Annotated in this window: 18 protein-coding genes; 15 read left to right on the forward strand and 3 right to left on the reverse strand. The window is 65.1% G+C overall.

The window, feature by feature from the left end; all coding sequences use genetic code 11:
- The first annotated feature begins 77 nt into the window (after positions 1-77).
- The gene (locus QSV46_RS00955) at positions 78-1,010 is read left to right on the forward strand and encodes an N-carbamoyl-D-amino-acid hydrolase (protein WP_314945100.1); all 933 of its coding nucleotides are present in this window, start codon (positions 78-80) and stop codon (positions 1,008-1,010) included.
- A 5-nt stretch (positions 1,011-1,015) separates the two neighbouring features.
- A complete protein-coding gene (locus QSV46_RS00960) occupies positions 1,016-1,684 on the forward strand; it encodes a flavin reductase family protein (protein WP_314946440.1) in 669 nt (222 codons plus the stop codon).
- On the opposite strand, the gene QSV46_RS00965 is transcribed toward QSV46_RS00960, so the two are convergent.
- Complete coding sequence (locus QSV46_RS00965) at positions 1,681-2,343, reverse strand: aspartate/glutamate racemase family protein (RefSeq protein WP_314945102.1); 663 nt, start codon at positions 2,341-2,343, stop codon at positions 1,681-1,683. The two genes, QSV46_RS00960 and QSV46_RS00965, sit on opposite strands and share 4 nt — an antisense overlap.
- A gap of 56 nt (positions 2,344-2,399) precedes the next feature.
- Between QSV46_RS00965 and hydA the strand changes: the two genes are divergently transcribed.
- From hydA to QSV46_RS01030, 13 genes are all read left to right on the forward strand, one after another.
- Positions 2,400-3,869, forward strand: a complete 1,470-nt coding sequence (hydA, locus tag QSV46_RS00970; RefSeq protein ID WP_314945103.1) for a dihydropyrimidinase — start codon at positions 2,400-2,402, stop codon at positions 3,867-3,869.
- A 16-nt stretch (positions 3,870-3,885) separates the two neighbouring features.
- Positions 3,886-4,860 carry an NAD(P)-dependent oxidoreductase gene (locus QSV46_RS00975; protein ID WP_314945105.1) on the forward strand — a complete coding sequence of 325 codons (975 nt, stop codon included), beginning with the start codon at positions 3,886-3,888 and terminating at the stop codon, positions 4,858-4,860.
- A 1-nt stretch (position 4,861) separates the two neighbouring features.
- Positions 4,862-5,611, forward strand: a complete 750-nt coding sequence (locus QSV46_RS00980) for an SDR family oxidoreductase (protein WP_314945106.1) — start codon at positions 4,862-4,864, stop codon at positions 5,609-5,611.
- Complete coding sequence (locus tag QSV46_RS00985; RefSeq protein WP_314945108.1) at positions 5,608-7,044, forward strand: NAD(P)/FAD-dependent oxidoreductase; 1,437 nt, start codon at positions 5,608-5,610, stop codon at positions 7,042-7,044. The genes QSV46_RS00980 and QSV46_RS00985 overlap by 4 nt, the downstream gene beginning before the upstream one ends.
- Before the next feature lie 119 nt (positions 7,045-7,163).
- A complete protein-coding gene (locus tag QSV46_RS00990; RefSeq protein WP_314945110.1) occupies positions 7,164-8,783 on the forward strand; it encodes an ABC transporter substrate-binding protein in 1,620 nt (539 codons plus the stop codon).
- Positions 8,784-8,820: 37 nt separating this feature from the next.
- Complete coding sequence (locus QSV46_RS00995; RefSeq protein WP_314945112.1) at positions 8,821-9,855, forward strand: ABC transporter permease; 1,035 nt, start codon at positions 8,821-8,823, stop codon at positions 9,853-9,855.
- Positions 9,852-10,700 carry an ABC transporter permease gene (locus QSV46_RS01000; protein WP_314945115.1) on the forward strand — a complete coding sequence of 283 codons (849 nt, stop codon included), beginning with the start codon at positions 9,852-9,854 and terminating at the stop codon, positions 10,698-10,700. The genes QSV46_RS00995 and QSV46_RS01000 overlap by 4 nt, the downstream gene beginning before the upstream one ends.
- Positions 10,697-12,367: an ABC transporter ATP-binding protein gene (gene nikE, locus QSV46_RS01005; protein ID WP_314945117.1), complete on the forward strand. Its 1,671-nt coding sequence runs from the start codon at positions 10,697-10,699 to the stop codon at positions 12,365-12,367. Before QSV46_RS01000 ends, nikE begins: the two co-directional genes overlap by 4 nt.
- Before the next feature lie 142 nt (positions 12,368-12,509).
- Positions 12,510-14,114: an ABC transporter substrate-binding protein gene (locus QSV46_RS01010; protein WP_314945120.1), complete on the forward strand. Its 1,605-nt coding sequence runs from the start codon at positions 12,510-12,512 to the stop codon at positions 14,112-14,114.
- Between the two features lie 18 nt (positions 14,115-14,132).
- On the forward strand, positions 14,133-15,074 hold the full coding sequence (locus tag QSV46_RS01015; protein WP_314945121.1) for an ABC transporter permease: 942 nt from the start codon (positions 14,133-14,135) through the stop codon (positions 15,072-15,074).
- The gene (locus tag QSV46_RS01020) at positions 15,071-15,994 is read left to right on the forward strand and encodes an ABC transporter permease (RefSeq protein WP_314945123.1); all 924 of its coding nucleotides are present in this window, start codon (positions 15,071-15,073) and stop codon (positions 15,992-15,994) included. The genes QSV46_RS01015 and QSV46_RS01020 overlap by 4 nt, the downstream gene beginning before the upstream one ends.
- Before the next feature lie 19 nt (positions 15,995-16,013).
- Positions 16,014-17,003, forward strand: a complete 990-nt coding sequence (locus tag QSV46_RS01025; protein ID WP_314945125.1) for an ABC transporter ATP-binding protein — start codon at positions 16,014-16,016, stop codon at positions 17,001-17,003.
- On the forward strand, positions 17,000-17,977 hold the full coding sequence (locus QSV46_RS01030; protein ID WP_314945127.1) for an oligopeptide/dipeptide ABC transporter ATP-binding protein: 978 nt from the start codon (positions 17,000-17,002) through the stop codon (positions 17,975-17,977). Before QSV46_RS01025 ends, QSV46_RS01030 begins: the two co-directional genes overlap by 4 nt.
- Before the next feature lie 3 nt (positions 17,978-17,980).
- Here the strand turns inward: QSV46_RS01030 and QSV46_RS01035 are convergent, their stop codons facing one another.
- Positions 17,981-18,268: a YciI family protein gene (locus tag QSV46_RS01035; RefSeq protein ID WP_314945130.1), complete on the reverse strand. Its 288-nt coding sequence runs from the start codon at positions 18,266-18,268 to the stop codon at positions 17,981-17,983.
- Between the two features lie 77 nt (positions 18,269-18,345).
- The gene (locus QSV46_RS01040; RefSeq protein WP_314945131.1) at positions 18,346-19,320 is read right to left on the reverse strand and encodes a sugar ABC transporter substrate-binding protein; all 975 of its coding nucleotides are present in this window, start codon (positions 19,318-19,320) and stop codon (positions 18,346-18,348) included.
- Positions 19,321-19,326: the final 6 nt, after the last annotated feature.

Here is a 19,326-nt window from a genome sequence, read left to right on the forward strand (position 1 = left end):
TGCTGCGGACGCCGGAACATCCTTGAAGCTGTGGCTTCCCCCAAACAGATCACCAGGACATCACCAGGAACTCGCTGATGCGTATCGTCAATGTTGCCGCCGCCCAGATGGGTCCGATTCAGAAAGCCGACAGCCGCGAGGCCGTGGTCAAGCGCATGATCGCGCTGATGGACGAGGCGAAAGCAGAAGGTGCCGACCTGATCGTCTATCCGGAGCTGGCGCTGACGACGTTCTTTCCACGCTGGTACGCGGAGGACCGGGCCGAGTTCGACATCTGGTTCGAGCGCGAGATGCCGAATGCCGCGACCAAGCCGCTGTTCGAGCGCGCGGCGCAGCACCAGATGGCGATGAACTTTGGCTATGCCGAGCTGACGCCCGACGGCCACCACTTCAACACCGCGATCCTGACAGACAGGTCCGGCAAGATCGTCGGCAAATACCGCAAGGTCCATTTGCCGGGCCATGTGGAGTACGACACCAAGCGCTCGCACCAGCATCTGGAGAAGCGCTATTTCGAGCCGGGCGATCTCGGCTTCAAGGTCTGGCGCGAGCTCGGCGGCATCATCGGCATGGCGATCTGCAACGACCGCCGCTGGCCCGAGACCTATCGCGTCATGGGCTTGCAAGGCGTCGAGATGGTGCTGATCGGCTACAACACGCCGTCCGTGAACGCCGAGAAGAGCGAGGAGGGAGTCGAGAAGCGGCTGTTTCACAATCGCCTCTCGGTGCAGGCCGGCGCCTACCAGAATTCGACCTGGGTGGTCGCGGTGGCCAAGGCCGGCAATGAGGACGGCCATCCGCTGTTTGGCGGCAGCCTCATCGTCGATCCCAATGGCGAGATCGTCGCCGAAGCCAAGACGGAGGACGACGAGGTTCTGGTCCACGCTTGCGATCTCGATGCCACCATTTTCGGCAAGACCACGATCTTCGATTTCGCCCGGCATCGCCGCATCGAGCATTACGGACTGATCACCAGCCAGACCGGCGCCGTGCCGCCGCCGGAGAAGTGATGCCGATGGCTGGCAAGGGCACATCGGGTATAGCCCTGCGCGAGCTGGATCCGCGCGATCGCTATAAGCTGCTCTGCGGCGTGGTCGTGCCGCGTCCGATCGCACTGGTGACGACGCTGGACGCGAACGGCGCGGTGAACGCCGCGCCCTTCAGCTTCTTCAACGTGTTTTCCGAGAGTCCCGCGCTGATCGTGCTCGGGCTGCAACATAAGCCGGATCACTCACCGAAGGACACCACCCGCAACATCCACCGCGATGGTGAGTTCGTCGTGCACATGGTCGACGAGGCCTTATCAGGAGCGATGAACGATTGCGCGGTCGATTTCCCCTCCGGGGACAGCGAGGTCGCGGCGACCGGGCTGGCGACGCTAGCTTCCGTGGACGTGAAGGTGCCGCGCCTCGCCGCGGCGCCGTTTGCGCTGGAATGCCGCCGCCATGTCGTGCTGAACTTCTCGCCCGATCGCGAGCTATTGGTCGGCGAGGTGCTCCGGGTGCATGCCCGCGAGGGCCTCGTTGACGAGGCCAACATGTATGTCGACCTCGACGCCTACCGGCCGATCGGCCGCATGTTCGGCAATCTCTACACGACGCAGCGGGACACGTTTGCGCTTGTCCGCGAGAGCCACGCGCAATGGCGCGCACGCCGGGATGACAAAGAGCTGAAGGACGCCTAGTGAGCCGAGAACTGCACCGTACCCAGCGCCATGGTGACAGCCGCCTGTGTCGGGTCGATCACGGGAATACGAAGCGCGTCTTCGAGCGGACGGCGGTGCCGTGCCATGCCGGCGCAGCCCATCACGATGGCGCGGGCGCCGTCCTCGTCGCACAGCGCGCGGCCGATCTCGATCATCTTTGCCAGCGTGCCTTCGCCCGAGGCGGTTTCCGCAACGCTCATGTTGAGCGGCCGCTCGCCGGCGAGGCGGTCGGTCAATCCCATCTGCCTGAGATAGCGCATGTGGCGCGGGATCGAGCGCTGCGCGATCGCGATGACACCAAACGTCTCGGCCCGCGCGAGCGCCGTCAGCACGCCGCACTCGGCGATGCCGAACACCGGCCGTTCCGTGCCTTCGCGGCAGACCTGCAGCCCGGGATCGCTGTAGCATGCGATGACGAAGGCGGCCGAGCTGTTGTCGCCTTCGACCAGTCGTCGCAGCGGCATCGCGACGCCGTCGACGTCGGCCTGGCTTTCAATGCCGAACGGACCTTCGGCCAGCGACTGGCAGACCAGCTCGGGGCCGCCCTCGAAACCGAGCGGCTTCAACGCTTCCTCCAGCCCTCGCGTGACCGCGGGACTGGAGTTCGGATTGATGACGAGAATGCGCGGCCGAGCCATGGTGGTCTTCCCCAAAAATGGCGATCACTTGGCTCTATGCTATCATGGAGTGCCTCATGACTGAACCCACATACGACCTGATCATCCGCGGCGGCCGCGTCGCCACCACGACCGATGTGTTCGAGGCCGATGTCGCCATCGCCGGCGAGACTATCGCAGCCATCGGCCGCGGGCTGCCGCCGGCAAAGCGCGAGATCGATGCACGCGGCAAGCTGGTGCTGCCGGGCGGTGTCGACAGCCACGCTCATATCGAGCAGCTGTCCGCCGCCGGCATCATGAACGCCGACACGTTCGAGAGCGCGACCGTCTCTGCTGCTTTCGGCGGCACCACGACGGTGATTCCGTTCGCCGCCCAGCATGTCGGCATGAAGCTGCCGCAAGTGGTGGAGGACTATCACGCGCTCGCGAAGAAGGGCGCCGTGATTGACTACGCCTTTCACATGATCATCGCGGACGCGACCAAGGAGACTGTCGAGGAGCACATTCCGGCGCTGGTGAAGCAGGGGCACGGCTCGATCAAGATCTTCATGACCTACGACCGCCTCAAGGTCGACGACGAGCCGCTGCTCGACATCCTGCTCGCCGCGCGCCAGTCCGGTGCAATGCTCTGCGCCCATGCCGAAAATCACGGCATCATCGCCTGGATGGTGAAGCGCCTCCTCGCGCGCGGCTACACGATGCCGAAATATCATGCCGTCAGTCACGCCCGCGTCTCGGAGGCGGAGGCCTTCACGCGTCTGATCGGCATGGCGGCGCTGATCGACCAGCCCATCATGATCTTCCATGTCTCGACCGCCGAGGGCGCCAAGGTGATCCGCGACTCGCGCGGGCAGGGGCTGAAGGTGTTTGCCGAGACCTGTCCGCAATACCTCTTCCTCACCGCCAACGATCTCGACAAACCGGGCGCTGAGGGGGCCAAGTGGATGTGCAGCCCGCCGCCGCGCACGCATTCCGACCAGGAGGCGCTGTGGCAGACGCTGTCGCTCGGCGATCTCCAGACCATCTCGTCGGACCACGCGCCGTATCGCTACGACGAGACCGGCAAGCTCCGCGCGGGCCCCAACCCGAATTTCAAGCAGGTCGCCAACGGCCTGCCGGGACTGGAGCTGCGCTTGCCGCTGCTGTTCGACGCGATGGTCTCGAAGGGGCGGCTGGGCCTTGAAAAGTTCGTCGACCTGACCTCCACCGCGCCGGCGAAAATCTACAACCTGCATCCGCGCAAGGGCTCGATCGCGGTCGGTGCCGATGCCGATATCGCGATCTGGGATCCCAAGCGCGAGGTCACAATCGCCGACGAGATGATGCACGATCTCGCCGGCTACACGCCGTTCGCCGGCCGCAAGCTGAAGGGCTGGCCGGTGTCGGTGCTGTCGCGCGGCCGGGTGATCATCGACGGCAACAAGTGCCTCGCGGATGCCGGCAGCGGCAAATTCCTGGCGCGCAGCGGCGGCGAGGCGGCAAAGCCGACGGGGCGGCTCGTCGCCGATATGGATCCGGAACGGAATTTCGGGGCAAAACTGCTGTGACGGTGGATCGCGCTCGATGAAGATCGTCATCTTCGGCGGCATGGGGTTTGTCGGCCTTAACGTTGCGGAGGCGCTGCTCGCACGTGGCCACGACGTGACGCTGTTTGACCGCGCGGAGTTGCCGCCATCGGCGCGGCGATCTCTTGCGAGCTACGGCGCACGGCTCAAGGCCGTGCAGGGCGATATCACCGACGCAGAAGCCATCGACGTCCTCGTCGCCGGCGGCGTTGATGCGATCGTGCTCGGCGCTGCGATCACCGCCGGCGAAGAACTGGAGCGAGCATCGACCGCGCGCGTTCTCGAAATCAACGTGATGGCGCAGATCCCGATCCTGCTCTCCGCGATCCGTCATGGCGTTCGCCGCGTCGTCAATTTGTCGTCGGCATCGGCCTATGGCGCCGCGGGCGCGCGGGTCGATGTTCTCCACGAGGACACGCCTTGCGATCCCGTCTCGTTCTACGCCATCAGCAAGTTCACCTCGGAGCGATCTGTCGCGCGCCATGCCGAACTCTTCAGCAGCGACTTCCTGAACGTGCGGCTGAGCGCCTTGTTTGGTCCGTGGGAGCGACCCAGCTCAGTACGCGACACGCCAAGTCTCCAGTTCCAAGTTCTGGCCGCATTCGCGCGTGGCGAGCCGGCGATCATGCCTGAAACGGGTATGAGAGACTGGATCTACGCGCCGGATGCCGCGGAAGCCGTGGCGATCCTGATTGAAGCCGAGCGGCCGCGCCACCGACTCTACAACATCTCCAGTGGTGCGCTATGGCCGGCGCTGCAATGGGGCGAGGCCTTTGCGGCGTTGCATCCCGGCCTGGAGTGCCGCCTCGCGGCGCCGGGAGAGAAGACTGGCATCAAGCTGCATGGGCCCTATCGCGCGCCGTTGTCCGTTGCGCGGATGGCGGATGAGTTCGGCTGGCGTGCCCGGTTCGGCTGCGCCGAGTCCGCGGCTGCCATGAGCGCCTGGTTGGCCCAGCACAAGGAGTGGATCTGACATGCGGCTGCAAGGACGCACGGCGATCATCACGGGCGCAGCATCGGGCATCGGCCGAGCCAGCGCAAAGCTGTTTGCTGAGGAAGGCGCACATCTCGCTCTGGTCGACCGCGATGCCGCCGGCCTTCAGGACACGCTGAGCCTGGTGGGGGAGGCAACGACGCATGTCGGCGACGTCGGCGATGCCGGTTTCGCCGAGACCGTTGTCGGCGAGGCGATCACGCGACACGGCCGGCTCGATATCCTGATGACCGCCGCCGGCTTCTCCTGCGGTGGCACGGTGCTGACGACCAGCCCGGACGACTGGGACGCAGTGTTCCGCGCCAATGTCGGCGGCACCTGGCTGTGGGCGCGGGCCGCCGTGCCTCACATGCAGCGGCAGAACAGCGGCTCGATCATCACGCTGGCATCGCAGCTTGCGATCGCCGGCGGCAAGGGCAACAGCGCCTATATTGCCGCCAAGGGCGCGATCGTCAGCCTGACGCGGACGATGGCGGTGGATTTCGCCACCGACGGCATTCGCGTCAACGCGATCGCACCGGGCGCGATCGATACGCCGATGCTCCGCCGCAGCTTTGCCCGTCACGCCAATTCGGACGAGGTGCGCGATGCCTCGCGCAACCGCCATGCCATGAAGCGCTTCGGCGAGGCGGAAGAAGTCGCGCAGGCCGCGCTGCATCTCGCCAGCGATGCGTCCTCGTTCACGACCGGCACCGTGATGGTGGTCGATGGAGGCTGGCTCGCGGCATGAGTGACGCGCTGACGGAGCTCGAAGCAAGCGTTCGCGCCGATCTCGCCCGGATCGCGCATCCCCACGCCGCATGGCTCGAACCGAAGAGGGGGCCGGACGGCAAGCTGGCGCTGGACGTGCTGATCGTCGGCGCCGGCCAGTCCGGTATCGCCATCGGCTTCGGCCTGATGCGCTCCCGCGTCAGCAACATCCTGCTGCTCGACAAGGCCGAGGAGGGGAAGGAGGGCCCGTGGCTCACCTATGCCCGCATGCCGACGCTGCGCAGCCCGAAGGACTATACCGGCCCGGACCTCGATATTCCGAGTCTCACCTACCAGTCCTGGCACGAAGCCCGCTTCAGCAAGGAGAGCTGGCAGACGCTGAACCTGATCCTGAGAGAGCATTGGGCGGAATATCTGCTATGGCTGCGGCGCACGATCGGCTTGCCGGTGCGCAACGGCTGCGAGCTCCTGGAGATCGCGCCTGCGTCGGACGGCCTGCTCGCGGCGCGCGTGAAACGTGCCGGTGGCATCGAGACGCTCCATGCGCGCAAGATCGTGCTGGCGACGGGGCAGGAGGGCATGGGCGGCTGGATCATTCCGGAACCGTTGCGCGATCTGCCGGCGAGCGCGGTCGCAACCGTCGCCGACGACATCGACTTCGAAGGCCTCCGCGGCAAGCGCGTCGCCGTGATCGGCGCCGGCGCATCCGCGTTCGACAATGCGGCGACCGCGCTGGAGGCGGGCGCGGCGCAGGTGCATCTGCTTTGCCGCCGCGCGCAGATCCAGGTGATCCAGCCCTATCGCTGGCTGACCTTCCGCGGCTTTCTGCGCCATCTCAGCGATCTCGACGATGCCTGGCGCTGGCGCTTCATGCGCACCATCCTCGAAATGCGCGAAGGCTTTCCGCAGCCGACCTACGACCGCTGCGCGCGTCATGCCAATTTCATATTGCACGAGGGTGCGCCGGTCGAGGGCGCCAGGCAGATCGATGGCGATATTCAACTGCAAACGCCGCGCGGGGCGGTCATTGCGGATTTCGTCATCTGCGGCACCGGCATCGACATGAACTTCGCCGGCCGCTCCGAGCTGCGCGCATTCGCCGGCAATATCGCGAGCTGGGCCGACCGCTACCAGCCGCCGGAGGATGAGCGCAACGTGCGGCTCGGCCGCTTTCCCTATCTCGCCGACGACTACGCGTTCACCGAGCGTGTGCCGGGGACGACGCCGTGGATCTCCGACATCCATCTCTTTGCCATCGCCTCCACCATGAGTTTTGGCCCGTCGGGATCGTCGATCAACGCGATGACGACGGCTGTGCCAAAGCTCGTCAATGGTCTGACGCGCGGCCTGTTCCGCGCCGATATCGAACGGCACTGGGCCTCGCTCAGCGCCTACGACGTGCCTCAGGCCGTGGTCACGCGGCCAGCGGGAAATGTGGGGAAAGCGCGATGATCATCCATGTGCCGCCGCGACCAAGTGCCCTCAGGAGTTGCCCATGAGATTGGCGCGCAACTTGCTTCTTTCTTAACCTGCCTTTGCTGGCGTTCTTGTCGAAATTCAAGGAAAAAACGATGCGTTTTGTGTCTTTCAGGCCTGCGGCCTCGGTCCTCGCCGCCACTGCGCTATTGCTCATCGCTACCGCGACCTCGCAAGCGCAGACGAGAGCGGAAACCTTGCGCTACGTCACCGGCTCGACCGTCAACACCCTCGATCCCAACATCCCGGGCTCGACGCGCGAATCCTTCGCGCTGAGCATGAGCACGTACGACCGGCTGGTGGCGTTCGGCCGCAAGCAGCTCAACGGCAAATGGGTGTTCGATCTCGACACCATCACCGGCGAGCTCGCCGAATCCTACGAGGTCAGCCCCGATGGTCTGAAGCTGACCTTCCACCTGCGCAAGGACGCCAAATTCCAGGACGGCTCGCCGGTGACGGCCGAGGACGTGAAATGGTCGCTCGATCGCTGCGTCACCGCGCCGATTCTCGGCAAGGCACAACTTCTGACGGGCTCGTTGACCTCGGCCGACCAGTTCAAGGTGATCGATCCCCTCACCATCGAGGTGACGCTGCCCAAGCCCGACAAGCTCGCGCTGCCGAATTTGGCGACCGTCTATCCCATGATCATCAATTCGAAGGTCGCCAAGGAGCACGCGACCGCGGATGATCCTTGGGCGACCGCATGGTTGAAGGAGCACACCGCCGGCAGCGGCGCCTATGTGGTCGAGACCTTCAAGCCCGGCGAGCAGGTCATCCTCAAGCGCGACGAGGCCTGGAATCGCGGCGCGGCCAACAAGCCGGCGTTCTTCAAGCGCGTGATCGTGCAGTCGGTGCCGGAGCCGGCGACGCGCGCCAACCTCGTCGAGCGCGGCGATGCCGACCTCGTCGTCGATCTCCAGGCCAGCGACGTGCAGTCGCTCGAAGCCAAGGGCAAGCTCAAGGTGGTCTCGACGCCGCAATACAATGCGATCACCTATGTCTCGATGAACAACCAGATGCCGCCGTTCGACAACGTCAATGTTCGCCGCGCCATCGCTTACGCATTGCCCTATGATGACATGTTCAAGGCCGCTCTGTTCGGTCGCGGCTCGCCGCTGTTCGGCGCGAGCTGGCCAGACGGCAAGCCTCTGAGCGGCATCTATCCGTTCCAGCAGCCGGTGAAGCTCGATCTCGACAAGGCCAGGGAATATCTCAAGGCCGCCGGGCTCTCCGAGGGCTTCTCTACCACCTTCAGCTTCAACGTCGGTCAGGCCGCGACCGCCGAGCCTATGGCGGCGCTGGTGAAGGAGGCGCTCGGCAAGATCGGAATCAAGGTCGACATCCAGAAGCTCCCGGATGCGCAGATGTCGACGCAGATCAACGAGAAGAAGCTTCCGTTCTACACCGAGGGCATCGTAGCCTGGCTGCCGTCGACGGATTACTTCTACCGCAATTTCTACACCGGCAGTCAGCGCTGGAATTACAGCTCGATCAACAACCCGGACCTTGCCGCAATCGCGCAGGAGGCCCGCTTCGAGCCGGATAAGGCCAAGTATGAGGAAGCCGGCCGCAAGCTCAACGCGATGCATTTCGATCTGATGCCGCAGATCATGCTGTGGCAGCCGAACCAGGACGCGGTGATGGCGGCGTCGATCGAGGGCTACACTTACGAGTTCCACCGCCAGGTCGACTATCGCGACGTCAGCCGCAAGTGATCGCGGCAAACGAAGCGAACGAGAGAGGCTCTGAAAGGTGACGACCGGTCTTGGTGCAACATTGGTACGGGCGGGCAAGCGGCTGCTGTCGTCGCTGCCGGCGCTGTTCGGTGTGCTGGTCTTCACCTTTCTGCTGATGCGTGTCCTGCCCGGCGACCCCGCGGTGTTCTTCGCCTCGGGGCCCAATGCCGGCAAGGAGGAGATCGAGCAGATCCGCAAGCAGATGGGGCTCAACAAATCGGTGCCGGAGCAGCTCGTGTTCTATCTCTCCGACATCGGCCACGGCAATCTCGGCCGCTCCATGATGACCGGGCAGCCGGTGCTGAAGGACTTGCGCGAACGGCTGCCGGCCTCGCTGGAGCTGACCTTCACCGCCCTGCTGATCGCGCTCATTGCGGCAGTGCCGCTCGGCGTGTTGGCGGCGCTGAGGCCGGGGTCTCTCGTCGATCACGGCGTGCGGCTGTTCTGCGCGCTCGGCGTCTGCGTGCCGACCTTCGTATCGGGCCTGCTGCTGATCTACGTCTTTTACTATCTGCTCGGGCTTGCGCCAGATCCCACGGGGCGGATCGATGTCTTCACCTCGCTGCCGCCGCAGCGCACCGGCTTCCTGTCGATCGACTTCCTGCTCGCCGGCGATGTCGAGGGCTGGTGGACCGCCTGCAAGCAGCTGATCCTGCCGGCGGTGAGCATGGCGCTGTTCGTGATCGCACCGCTGGCGCGGATCACGCGGGCCTCGATGCTGGTTTCGCTCGGCAGCGATTTCGTGCGTACCGCGCGTTCGGTCGGATTGTCCTGGCGCAAGGTCGTGGTCACCTATGCGCTGCGCAATGCGATCCTCCCCGTCATCACCATCGCCGGCATCGTGTTCTCGACCATGCTGGGCGCCAATGTGCTGGTGGAGAAGGTGTTCTCCTGGCCGGGCGTTGCCTCCTACGCGCTCGATGCGCTGCTCTCCTCCGACTACGCGCCGGTGCAGGGTTTCGTGCTGCTGATGGCTGGCATCTTCGTGCTGGTCAATCTCGTGGTCGATATCTGCTACGGCATCGCCGATCCCAGGGTGTCGATCGGATGACCAGTGCAACCCTCCGTCATTCGGTCTGGATCCTGCGCGGCAATCCGCTCACCGCCGTCGCCGCGGCCGGTGTCGCGCTGTTCGTCCTGGTTGCGATCTTCGGCCCCTGGATCGTGCCCTATGATCCCGTGGTCTCGAACGTTTCGGAGGCTTTGCAGCCGCCGAGCGCGGCGCATCTCGCGGGCACGGATCAGCTCGGCCGCGACGTCTTCAGCCGCCTCGTCATCGCGGCCCGGCTCGATCTTGCCATCGCCGTCTCCGCGGTCGGCATCTCCTTCGTGATCGGCGCCGTCGTCGGCGCGTTCTGCGGCTATGCCGGCGGCAAGCTCGATCGCGGCGTCGGCCGCTTCGTCGACGTCATGATGGCCTTTCCGCTGTTCGTGCTGGCAATGGCGATGGTGGCCGCCCTCGGCAACCGGATCGAGAACATCGTGATCGCAACCGCGATCATCAATCTTCCGTTCTACATCCGCTTCGCGCGCGCCGAGGTCAATGTCCGTCGCAATGTCGGTTGGGTGGAGGCGGCGCGCGCCTGCGGCGAAAGTCATTTCTCGGTGGTGCTGCGCTTCCTGCTGCCGAACATCCTGCCGGCGATGGCGGTGCAGATCTCGCTCAATCTCGGCTGGGCCATTCTCAATGCGGCCGGCCTGTCCTTCATCGGCCTCGGGGTCAAGCCGCCGACGCCGGAATGGGGCATCATGGTCGCGGAGGGCGCGCGCTTCATCTCCACGGGACGCTGGTGGCTGGTGGCCTTTCCCGGCCTGGCGTTGATGATGGCCGTGCTGTGCTTCAATCTCCTCGGCGACGGGATGCGGGACATTCTCGATCCGCGCATGCGCACATGAGCGAGGACCTGCTCAAGATCGACGACCTTCACGTTGCATTCTCGACGCGGCGCGGCATGGTCGAGGCCGTGCGCGGCGTGACGCTCTCGGCCGCAAAAGGCGAGATGCTCGGCCTCGTCGGCGAGAGCGGCTCGGGCAAGTCGGTGACAGGCTTTGCGACGACGCGGCTGCTGGATGCAGCCGGGCGCGTGACCGGCGGAAAAATCCTGTTTCGCGGCCAGGACGTCACGAAACTCCGGGGCGATGACCTCCGTCAGCTCCAGGGCGCCGCGATGTCGATGATCTTCCAGAATCCGCGGGCGGCGCTGAACCCGATCCGCGCGATCGGCTTGCAGATCGCGGATGCGATCCTCACGCATAAAAAGATATCGAAGGACGCCGCGCGTGCCGAGGCGCTGGAGCTGCTGCGCGCAGTCCAGATCCGCGACCCCGAGACGCGGATGAACGCCTATCCGCACGAGCTTTCCGGCGGCATGTGCCAGCGCGTCATGATCGCGATCGCGATCTCCTGCAATCCTGCGCTTCTGATCGCGGATGAGCCGACCACCGGCCTCGACGTCACCACACAGAAGGTGGTGATGGATCTGCTCGCGGACATTGCCGCCGCACGCGGCATGGCGACGATCCTGATCACGCACGATCTCGGCCTGGCGGCGCGCTATTGCCGCCGCATCGCGGTGATGGAGCGCGGCCGCATCGTCGAGGAAGCCAGCCCCAAGACGCTCTTCAGCGCACCGCAGCATGCTTACACCAAACGCCTGGTCGCGGCATCGCCGACGGCGAACTCCCGGATCGAGGATCTCGTGACGGAGGAGGAGCGGGAGGGCTACGCGGCCGTCATCAGCAAACCGAGGCTGGAGGTTGCGCACGGTACTCCGCCGCTTTTGGAGGTGCGCAAACTTGCAAAACGTTTCGACCAGGGCTCGGCGGCGGTCGCCGATTTCTCGATGACAATGGCCGGCGGCGAGAGCGTAGGGCTCGTCGGCGAATCCGGTTCCGGCAAGAGCACGACGTCGCGGATGATCTGCCGCCTGATCGATCCCAGCGAAGGCGACATCGTGTTCGACGGCGAGTCGATCGGTCATGTCGCATCGCGCGATTTTTACCGTTCGCGCTTTCGCAAAGACATCCAGATGGTGTTCCAGGACCCGAACGAGAGCCTCAACCCGCGCTTCACCGCGTTCGACTGCATCGCCCATCCGCTGATGCGGCTCGACGGCATGCGTACCGGTGACGCGCTGCGCAAGCGGGTGGAGGAATGCGCGGAGCGGGTGGGATTGCCGCTCGATCTGCTGCCGCGCTTTCCGCACCAGCTCTCCGGCGGGCAGAAGGCCCGCGTCGGCATCGCCCGCGCCATCGCCTGCCGGCCGCGGCTCTTAGTGTTGGACGAGCCGACCGCAGCGCTCGACGTCTCCGTACAGGCAGTGGTGCTGCAACTGCTCGATCGTCTCAGGCGCGAGAACGACATTGCGCTGCTGTTCGTCAGCCATGATCTCAATGTGGTGCGCATGCTCTGCGACCGCACCATCGTGCTGCGCAATGGCGGCATCGTGGAGCAGGGCGAAAGCCGTGCGCTGTTCGACAATCCGAAGACCGACTACACGCGCAAGCTGGTCGAGGCGGTCCCCCATATCGACACCGGGTCCGCGTTGGCGGTCGCGCTTTGAGGCGTGGACCGGCCCAAAATGGTGCGGAGATCCCGCTGGCGAAGGCCCGGTTAGTGGCATACCATTTGCACGCTAATGGGCTCTGGTTTCACCTGCTCTTGGCCAACGATGGCCGGCATCACGGCACTACTGGGAGGATTTCATGGATCGCAGGACCGTATTGAAGGGACTGGCCGGCGCGGGCGGCCTGGCATTGTCGGGCGGCCTCTCGGCGCCTGCGCTGTCGCAAGGCACCTCGGCCCGCACCCTGCGCTTCGTGCCGCAAGCCAACCTCGCCAATTTCGACCCGATCTGGGGTACGCAATACGTCGTGCGCAATGCGGCCGCGATGGTCTGGGACACGCTCTACGGCATCGATTCCTCGTTCCAGCCGCAGCGGCAGATGGTCGAATCCGAGCAAGTCAGTGACGACGGCACGACCTGGACGTTCAAGCTGCGGCCGGGACTCAAATTCCACGACGGCGAGCCGGTGCTGAGCAAGGACGTGGTTGCGAGTCTGACGCGCTGGTCGGCGCGCGACCCGATGGGACTGATGCTGAAGGCGCTCCAGCAGGAACTCACCGCCGTCGACGACCGTACATTCAAATGGGTGCTGAAGCAGCCCTTCCCGAAAATGCTGTTCGCGCTGGGCAAGAACAACTCGCCATGCGCCTTCATCATGCCCGAGCGCATCGCGCAGACCGACCCGTTCAAGCAGATCTCGGATTATATCGGTTCCGGCCCGCTGAAGTTCGTCAAGGGCGAATGGGTCCCCGGCGCAAAAGCCGTGTTCGAGAAATTCGCGGACTACGTGCCGCGGCAGGAGAAACCGTCGTGGCTCGCCGGCGGCAAGCAGGTGATGATCGATCGCGTCGAATGGGTGATCATGCCCGATCCGGCAACCGCGGCAGCCGCGTTGCAGAACGGCGAGATCGACTGGTGGGAGAACCCGATCGCGGATCTGGTCCCGGTCCTGAAGAAGAACAAGAATATCAGTGTCGATATCGGCGATCCCCTCGGCAATATTGGCTCGTTCCGCATGAATTTCCTGTATCCGCCCTTCAACGACGTGCGGGCGCGGCGGGCGGTGCTGATGGCGCTCAGCCAGGAAGACTACATGCGTGCGATCGTCGGCGACGACAATTCACTATGGAAACCGCTGCCGGGCTATTTTACGCCGGACACGCCGCTTTACACCGAAGTGGGTGGCGATATCCTGAAGGGCAAGCGCGATCTCGACGCGGCCAAGAAGCTGCTTGCCGAGAGCGGCTATTCCGGCCAGCCCGTGACCTGCCTTGTCGCGCAGGATCAGCCGATCACCAAGTCGATGGGCGACGTGACCGCGGACCTCCTCAAGAGGCTCGGCATGAACGTCGACTTCGTGGCGACGGATTGGGGCACGGTCGGCTCCCGCCGCGCGCAGAAGACACCGCCCGGACAGGGCGGCTGGAACATGTTCCACACCTGGCATGCGGGCGCGGATTGCGTCAATCCGGCGCCGTACACCGCCATTCGTGCCAATGGCGACAAGGCCTGGTTCGGCTGGCCCACCAGCCCCGGTACCGAGAAGGAGGTCACGTCCTGGTTCGAAGCCAAGAACCTCGACGAGGAGAAGGCCGCCATCGGTCGTCTCAACACGGCGGCGATGAATGACGTCGTCTACGCCCCGACCGGTTTCTTCCTGGGCTACACCGCGTGGCGCAAGAACGTCTCCGGCGTTGCCAAGGGACCGGTCCCCTTGTTCTGGAACGTGTCCAAGTCCGCATGATCGTACGCTGAAGCCAAGATGCTCTCCTACATCCTCCGTCGCATCGTCTCGACCTTGCCGGTGATGGCGATCGTCGCGCTGTTCGTGTTCAGCCTGCTCTACATCGCGCCGGGTGATCCCGCCGTGGTGATTGCGGGCGACCAGGCAAGCCCGGAGGATGTGGAGCGCATTCGCCAGAGTCTCGGCCTCGATCGGCCCTTCCTGATCCAGTTTGGAAGCTGGGTCTGGCGCATTCTGCACGGCGATCTCGGCACCTCAATCTTCACCAACCTGCCGGTCTCGGCGATGATCGGACAGCGTCTCGGACCGACGCTGTCGCTGATGACCGTCACCCTTCTGCTCACGATCCTGATTGCGGTGCCGCTCGGCGTGGTGGCGGCATGGAAGGCGGGGAGTTTCATCGACCGCGCCATCATGGCGTTCGCCGTGTTCGGCTTCTCGCTGCCCGTCTTCGTCGTCGGCTACGTCCTCGCCTACATCTTTGCGCTGGAGCTCGAATGGCTTCCCGTGCAGGGCTATACACCGCTCACGGAGGGCTTCTGGCCGTGGCTGCAAAACCTGATCCTGCCGGCGGTCGCGCTCGGCTGCGTCTACATCGCGCTGATCGCGCGCATCACCCGCGCCACCATGCTTGAAGTCTTGCAGCAGGACTATATCCGCACCGCGCGCGCCAAGGGCCTCGGGCAGGGCGGCATCCTGTTCATCCACGCGCTCAAGAACGCGGCGGTGCCGATCGTCACCGTGATCGGGATCGGCATCGCGCTCCTGATCGGCGGCGCAGTCGTCACGGAGAGCGTGTTCGCGATTCCCGGCCTCGGCCGGCTCACGATCGACGCGATCCTGCGCCGCGACTATCCGGTCATCCAGGGCATCGTGCTGCTGTTCAGCTTCGTCTACGTCCTCGTCAATCTGATGATCGACGTCATCTATACGCTCGTTGACCCGAGGATCCGCTATTGACCGACACGACCGTCAACCCGCATGCGCTGCCGGCCGGCTTCGTTCTGGCGCCGCAACTGCCTGAGATCCTGCGGCCGGTAACGATCCGGCGGGGCTTCGTCGGGCTGCTCCGCGGCCATCCCACCGTTTCGATCGGCGGAGCGCTGTTGCTGATGCTGGTCCTGATCGCGATCTTTGCGCCTTATCTCGGAACGGTCGATCCGACCGCGCTCGCGCCGGCCAAGCGCACCCGCGCGCCGTCGGCGCTTTACTGGTTCGGCACCGACGTGCTCGGCCGCGACATCTATTCCCGCGTGCTGTTTGGCGCCCGGGTCTCGCTCACGGTCGGGCTGTCGGTCGCGATATGTGCGTCCGCGGTGGGTCTTGCCATCGGCATCGTCTCCGGCTTCATCCGCTGGGCCGACGGCATTCTGATGCGCTTCATGGACGGCTTGATGTCGATCCCGCCGATTTTGCTGGCGATCGCGCTGATGGCTCTGACGCGCGGCAGCGTCGGCAACGTCATTCTCGCCATCACCATTGCCGAAATCCCGCGGGTTTCCCGCCTTGTTCGTAGCGTCGTGCTTTCGCTGCGCGAGCAGCCCTATGTCGATGCGGCGGTGGCCTGCGGCACGCGCACGCCGATGATCATCCTGCGCCATATCCTGCCCAACACGCTTGCGCCGATGCTGGTGCAGGCGACCTATATCTGCGCCAGCGCCATGATCACGGAGGCGATCCTGTCCTTCATCGGCGCCGGAACGCCGCCGACCATTCCCTCCTGGGGCAACATCATGGCCGAGGGCCGCGCGCTGTGGCAGGTGAAGCCCTACATCGTGTTCTTCCCGGCGGCGTTCCTCTCCGTCACGGTGCTCGCCGTGAACCTGCTCGGCGACGGCCTTCGCGATGCGCTCGACCCGCGCATGGCCAAGAGCCTTTGATGTATCGAGGCTGATCGCGATGGCACTGCTCGAAGTCGAGAACCTCCAGACGCACTTCCGTACGCCGAGCGGCATCAACCGCGCGGTCGACGGCGTGTCCTTCCATGTCAACGAGGGCGAGACGCTCGCCATCGTCGGCGAGTCCGGCTGCGGCAAGTCGGTGACCTCGATGTCGCTGATGCGGCTGATCCCGGAGCCGCCGGGCAAGATCGCGGGCGCGATCCGCTTCGCGGGCAGGGATCTTCTGCAACTTTCCGACCGCGAGATGCGCGCCATCCGGGGCAACGACATCTCGATGGTCTTTCAGGAGCCGATGACGAGCCTGAACCCGGTCCTGACCGTCGGCCGCCAGATCCGCGAGACGCTGATGATCCATCAGGGCCTGGACAAGCAGGCGGCTGAGGCGCACGCGGTCGAGATGCTGACCCTCGTCGGCATTCCCGAACCGGCACGGCGCGTGCGCGAATATCCGCACCAGCTCTCGGGCGGCATGCGCCAGCGCGTGATGATCGCGATCGCGCTCGCCTGCAACCCAAAACTCCTGATCGCGGATGAGCCGACGACCGCGCTCGACGTGACGATCCAGGCGCAGATCCTGAAGCTGATGCTGGACCTGAAGCACCGCGTCGGCGCCGCCATCATCCTGATCACCCACGATCTCGGCGTCGTCGCCGAGATCGCCGAGCGCGTCATGGTGATGTATGCCGGCCGCAAGGTCGAGGAGGCGCCGGTGGCCGAGCTGTTCCGCTCGCCGCGGCATCCCTATACGCAAGGTCTCCTGGGCGCGGTACCGCGGCTCGGCTCGTCACTGACGGGCACCGCCCGGCGTCTGGCCGAAATCCCCGGGCAGGTGCCCGATCTGCGCAAGCCCATCATCGGCTGCGTCTTTGCTGGCCGCTGTGCGCTTGCGACCGATCTCTGTCGCCAGTATGCGCCGGGCCTTGAAGAGAAGGGGCCGCGCCACGTCGCCGCCTGTCACTACGCTGCCAAGGGAGCGGTCGCGGCATGAGTCCCCCGCTGCTTCAGGTCAACGACCTCAAGAAGCATTTTCCGGTCAACAGGGGCCTGTTCGGCCGCAAGTCCGAATGGGTCTATGCGGTCGACGGCGTCTCGTTCGAGGTCGCGCGCGGCGAGACGCTGTCGCTGGTCGGCGAGTCCGGCTGCGGCAAGTCGACGGTCGGCCGCGCCATCCTGCGACTGTTCGACATCACTGCAGGGCAGGTCATCCTCGACGGCCAGCGGATCGACGACGCACATCCGAGCACGATGCGCCAGATGCGCCGCCGCGTGCAGGTGGTGTTCCAGGATCCGTTCTCGAGCCTCAATCCGCGCATGCGCGTGCGCGATATCCTGGCCGAGCCGATCCGCAATTTCGGCCTCGCAAAGTCGGCGGCGGACCTCGAAACCCGCGTGACGGCGCTGATGGACACAGTGCGCCTGCCGCGCGAGGCGCTCAACCGCCGGCCCCATGAATTCTCCGGCGGCCAGCGCCAGCGCATCGGTATCGCGCGCGCGCTCGCCGCCGAGCCCGAGCTGATCGTCTGCGACGAGGCGGTCTCCGCGCTCGACGTCTCGGTCAAGGCGCAGATCGTCAACCTGCTCCAGGATCTCCAGAACGAGTTCGGCCTCGCCCTGCTGTTCATCAGTCACGACCTCGCGATCGTCGAGCACATGACCCACCGCGTCGCGGTGATGTATCTCGGCAAGATCGTCGAGGTCGCGCCGCGCCGCGAGATCTTTGCGGCGCCGAAGCATCCCTATACCAGGGCGTTGCTCTCCGCGGTCCCGGTGCCCGAGCCCGGCGCCCCGCGCAATCCCATCATCCTCAAGGGCGACGTGCCGAGCCCGATCAATCCGCCGCGGGGATGCCGCTTCCACACCCGTTGTCCGCTCGTCTTCGACCGCTGCCGGACCGAGGAGCCGACGCTGCGCGCGGCCGGGCCCGAGCAGTGGGTGGCATGTCACCTGCACGAGGGGGCGTGAGGCTCAGCCCTGGCGGCGCAGGAAGCCCGTGACCGTGACCTTTTCCCAGATGCCGGCCGCGGCAAACGGATCGGCGCGGTTGAAGGCTTCGACCTCGCTACGGCCCGGCGCCTCGATCAGGAACAGGCTGCCGATCATGGTCTGACCGTCGTCGGAGACCAGCGGCCCCGACATCACGATCTTGACGCCGAAGCGGGAGGTGTCGCTCAGGAAGGCCTTGTGGGCGTCGTAATTGGCGAGCCGGGTCGGCAGCGCGCCGGTGCGGTCCAAGGCATGAATGGCGAACAGCATGATAGTCTCCGTTTCTTGGCTTCGTTCTTGGGACGGCCGCGAGCTGCGGCCGTCCGGACTCGACGTGATCGGCCTGCCTACTTGGCGCCGAGCTTGCTGGCGTCCTCGAAGGTCGGGCAGGTCCGCTGCTCCAGCGGCACGTCGAACGGCTGGTAATTGTCCTTGGTAATGACGGTCGGTTTCAGCACGATCTCGGCGATGACGGGTTGATTGCGCAAGGAGCGGATCGCCATCATGGTGCCGAGGCAGCCTTGCGCAAATCCGTTGTAGTCGCCGCTCGCCAGCAGCTTGCCGGACTTGATCGCGTCGATCGCCTCCTTGGTGCCGTTGATGCCGATCACCTGCGCCTTGCGATTGGCACCGTCCAGCGCCTCGATCGCGCCGACAGCCATGGCGTCGTTGGCGGCGAGCACGCCGTCGATCTGCGCGTTCGACTGCATCAGGTTCTCCATCACCTGGAGCGCCTGGAGCCGCTGGTAATTGCCGGGCTGCGAGGCCAGCAGCTTGGCGCCCGAATTTTCCTTCAGCGCGTCATTGAAGCCGCGAACGCGGTCGACATTGGTCAGCGAGCCCTTGACGCCCTCGATGATGACGATGTTGCCCTTGCCGCCGAGCGTCTTGAGCAGGAAGCGCGCGGTCTCGAGCCCAAGGCTGTAATCGTCGGCGCCGACGAAGGAGAGGAATTTTCCGCCGGCCGAGCGATCGGTGATGTTGACGACCGGGATTTTTGCCTCGTTGATCTTCTCGACGCCCGGCACCATCGCCTTGTAGTCGACCGGCGTGAACACGATCGCGCTCGGCTTCTTCACCACGACGTCCTCGATCTGGCTGAGCTGCTCCGGGATCGAATCCGGCTTGGTCGGGATATACTGGAGCGTCTTGGCGTTCAGCGTCTTGGCCATGTTGTCGGCGCCGACCCGCACCGTCTGGAAGAACGGATTGGTCTGGTTCTTGGTGAAGACGGCGATGGTCTCGCCGTCGGCGCGGGCTTGCGTGGTGAACGCGGCCGCCATCACAAGCGGTAGTGCCAAATAGCCCATTGTCTGTTTCATGTTGCC

Origin of the sequence: Bradyrhizobium cosmicum, assembly GCF_032290525.1 — a bacterium.
Lineage (GTDB): Bacteria > Pseudomonadota > Alphaproteobacteria > Rhizobiales > Xanthobacteraceae > Bradyrhizobium > Bradyrhizobium cosmicum_A.

What these genes read in the sequence shown, in the direction of transcription:
- QSV46_RS00955 (WP_314945100.1), top strand. Translation starts at nt 78, where the DNA reads ATGCGTATCGTCAATGTTGCCGCCGCCCAGATGGGTCCGATTCAGAAA.
- QSV46_RS00960 (WP_314946440.1), top strand. Translation starts at nt 1,016, where the DNA reads ATGGCTGGCAAGGGCACATCGGGTATAGCCCTGCGCGAGCTGGATCCG.
- QSV46_RS00965 (WP_314945102.1), bottom strand. Translation starts at nt 2,343, where the DNA reads ATGGCTCGGCCGCGCATTCTCGTCATCAATCCGAACTCCAGTCCCGCG.
- hydA (WP_314945103.1), top strand. Translation starts at nt 2,400, where the DNA reads ATGACTGAACCCACATACGACCTGATCATCCGCGGCGGCCGCGTCGCC.
- QSV46_RS00975 (WP_314945105.1), top strand. Translation starts at nt 3,886, where the DNA reads ATGAAGATCGTCATCTTCGGCGGCATGGGGTTTGTCGGCCTTAACGTT.
- QSV46_RS00980 (WP_314945106.1), top strand. Translation starts at nt 4,862, where the DNA reads ATGCGGCTGCAAGGACGCACGGCGATCATCACGGGCGCAGCATCGGGC.
- QSV46_RS00985 (WP_314945108.1), top strand. Translation starts at nt 5,608, where the DNA reads ATGAGTGACGCGCTGACGGAGCTCGAAGCAAGCGTTCGCGCCGATCTC.
- QSV46_RS00990 (WP_314945110.1), top strand. Translation starts at nt 7,164, where the DNA reads ATGCGTTTTGTGTCTTTCAGGCCTGCGGCCTCGGTCCTCGCCGCCACT.
- QSV46_RS01000 (WP_314945115.1), top strand. Translation starts at nt 9,852, where the DNA reads ATGACCAGTGCAACCCTCCGTCATTCGGTCTGGATCCTGCGCGGCAAT.
- nikE (WP_314945117.1), top strand. Translation starts at nt 10,697, where the DNA reads ATGAGCGAGGACCTGCTCAAGATCGACGACCTTCACGTTGCATTCTCG.
- QSV46_RS01010 (WP_314945120.1), top strand. Translation starts at nt 12,510, where the DNA reads ATGGATCGCAGGACCGTATTGAAGGGACTGGCCGGCGCGGGCGGCCTG.
- QSV46_RS01015 (WP_314945121.1), top strand. Translation starts at nt 14,133, where the DNA reads ATGCTCTCCTACATCCTCCGTCGCATCGTCTCGACCTTGCCGGTGATG.
- QSV46_RS01025 (WP_314945125.1), top strand. Translation starts at nt 16,014, where the DNA reads ATGGCACTGCTCGAAGTCGAGAACCTCCAGACGCACTTCCGTACGCCG.
- QSV46_RS01030 (WP_314945127.1), top strand. Translation starts at nt 17,000, where the DNA reads ATGAGTCCCCCGCTGCTTCAGGTCAACGACCTCAAGAAGCATTTTCCG.
- QSV46_RS01035 (WP_314945130.1), bottom strand. Translation starts at nt 18,268, where the DNA reads ATGCTGTTCGCCATTCATGCCTTGGACCGCACCGGCGCGCTGCCGACC.
- QSV46_RS01040 (WP_314945131.1), bottom strand. Translation starts at nt 19,320, where the DNA reads ATGAAACAGACAATGGGCTATTTGGCACTACCGCTTGTGATGGCGGCC.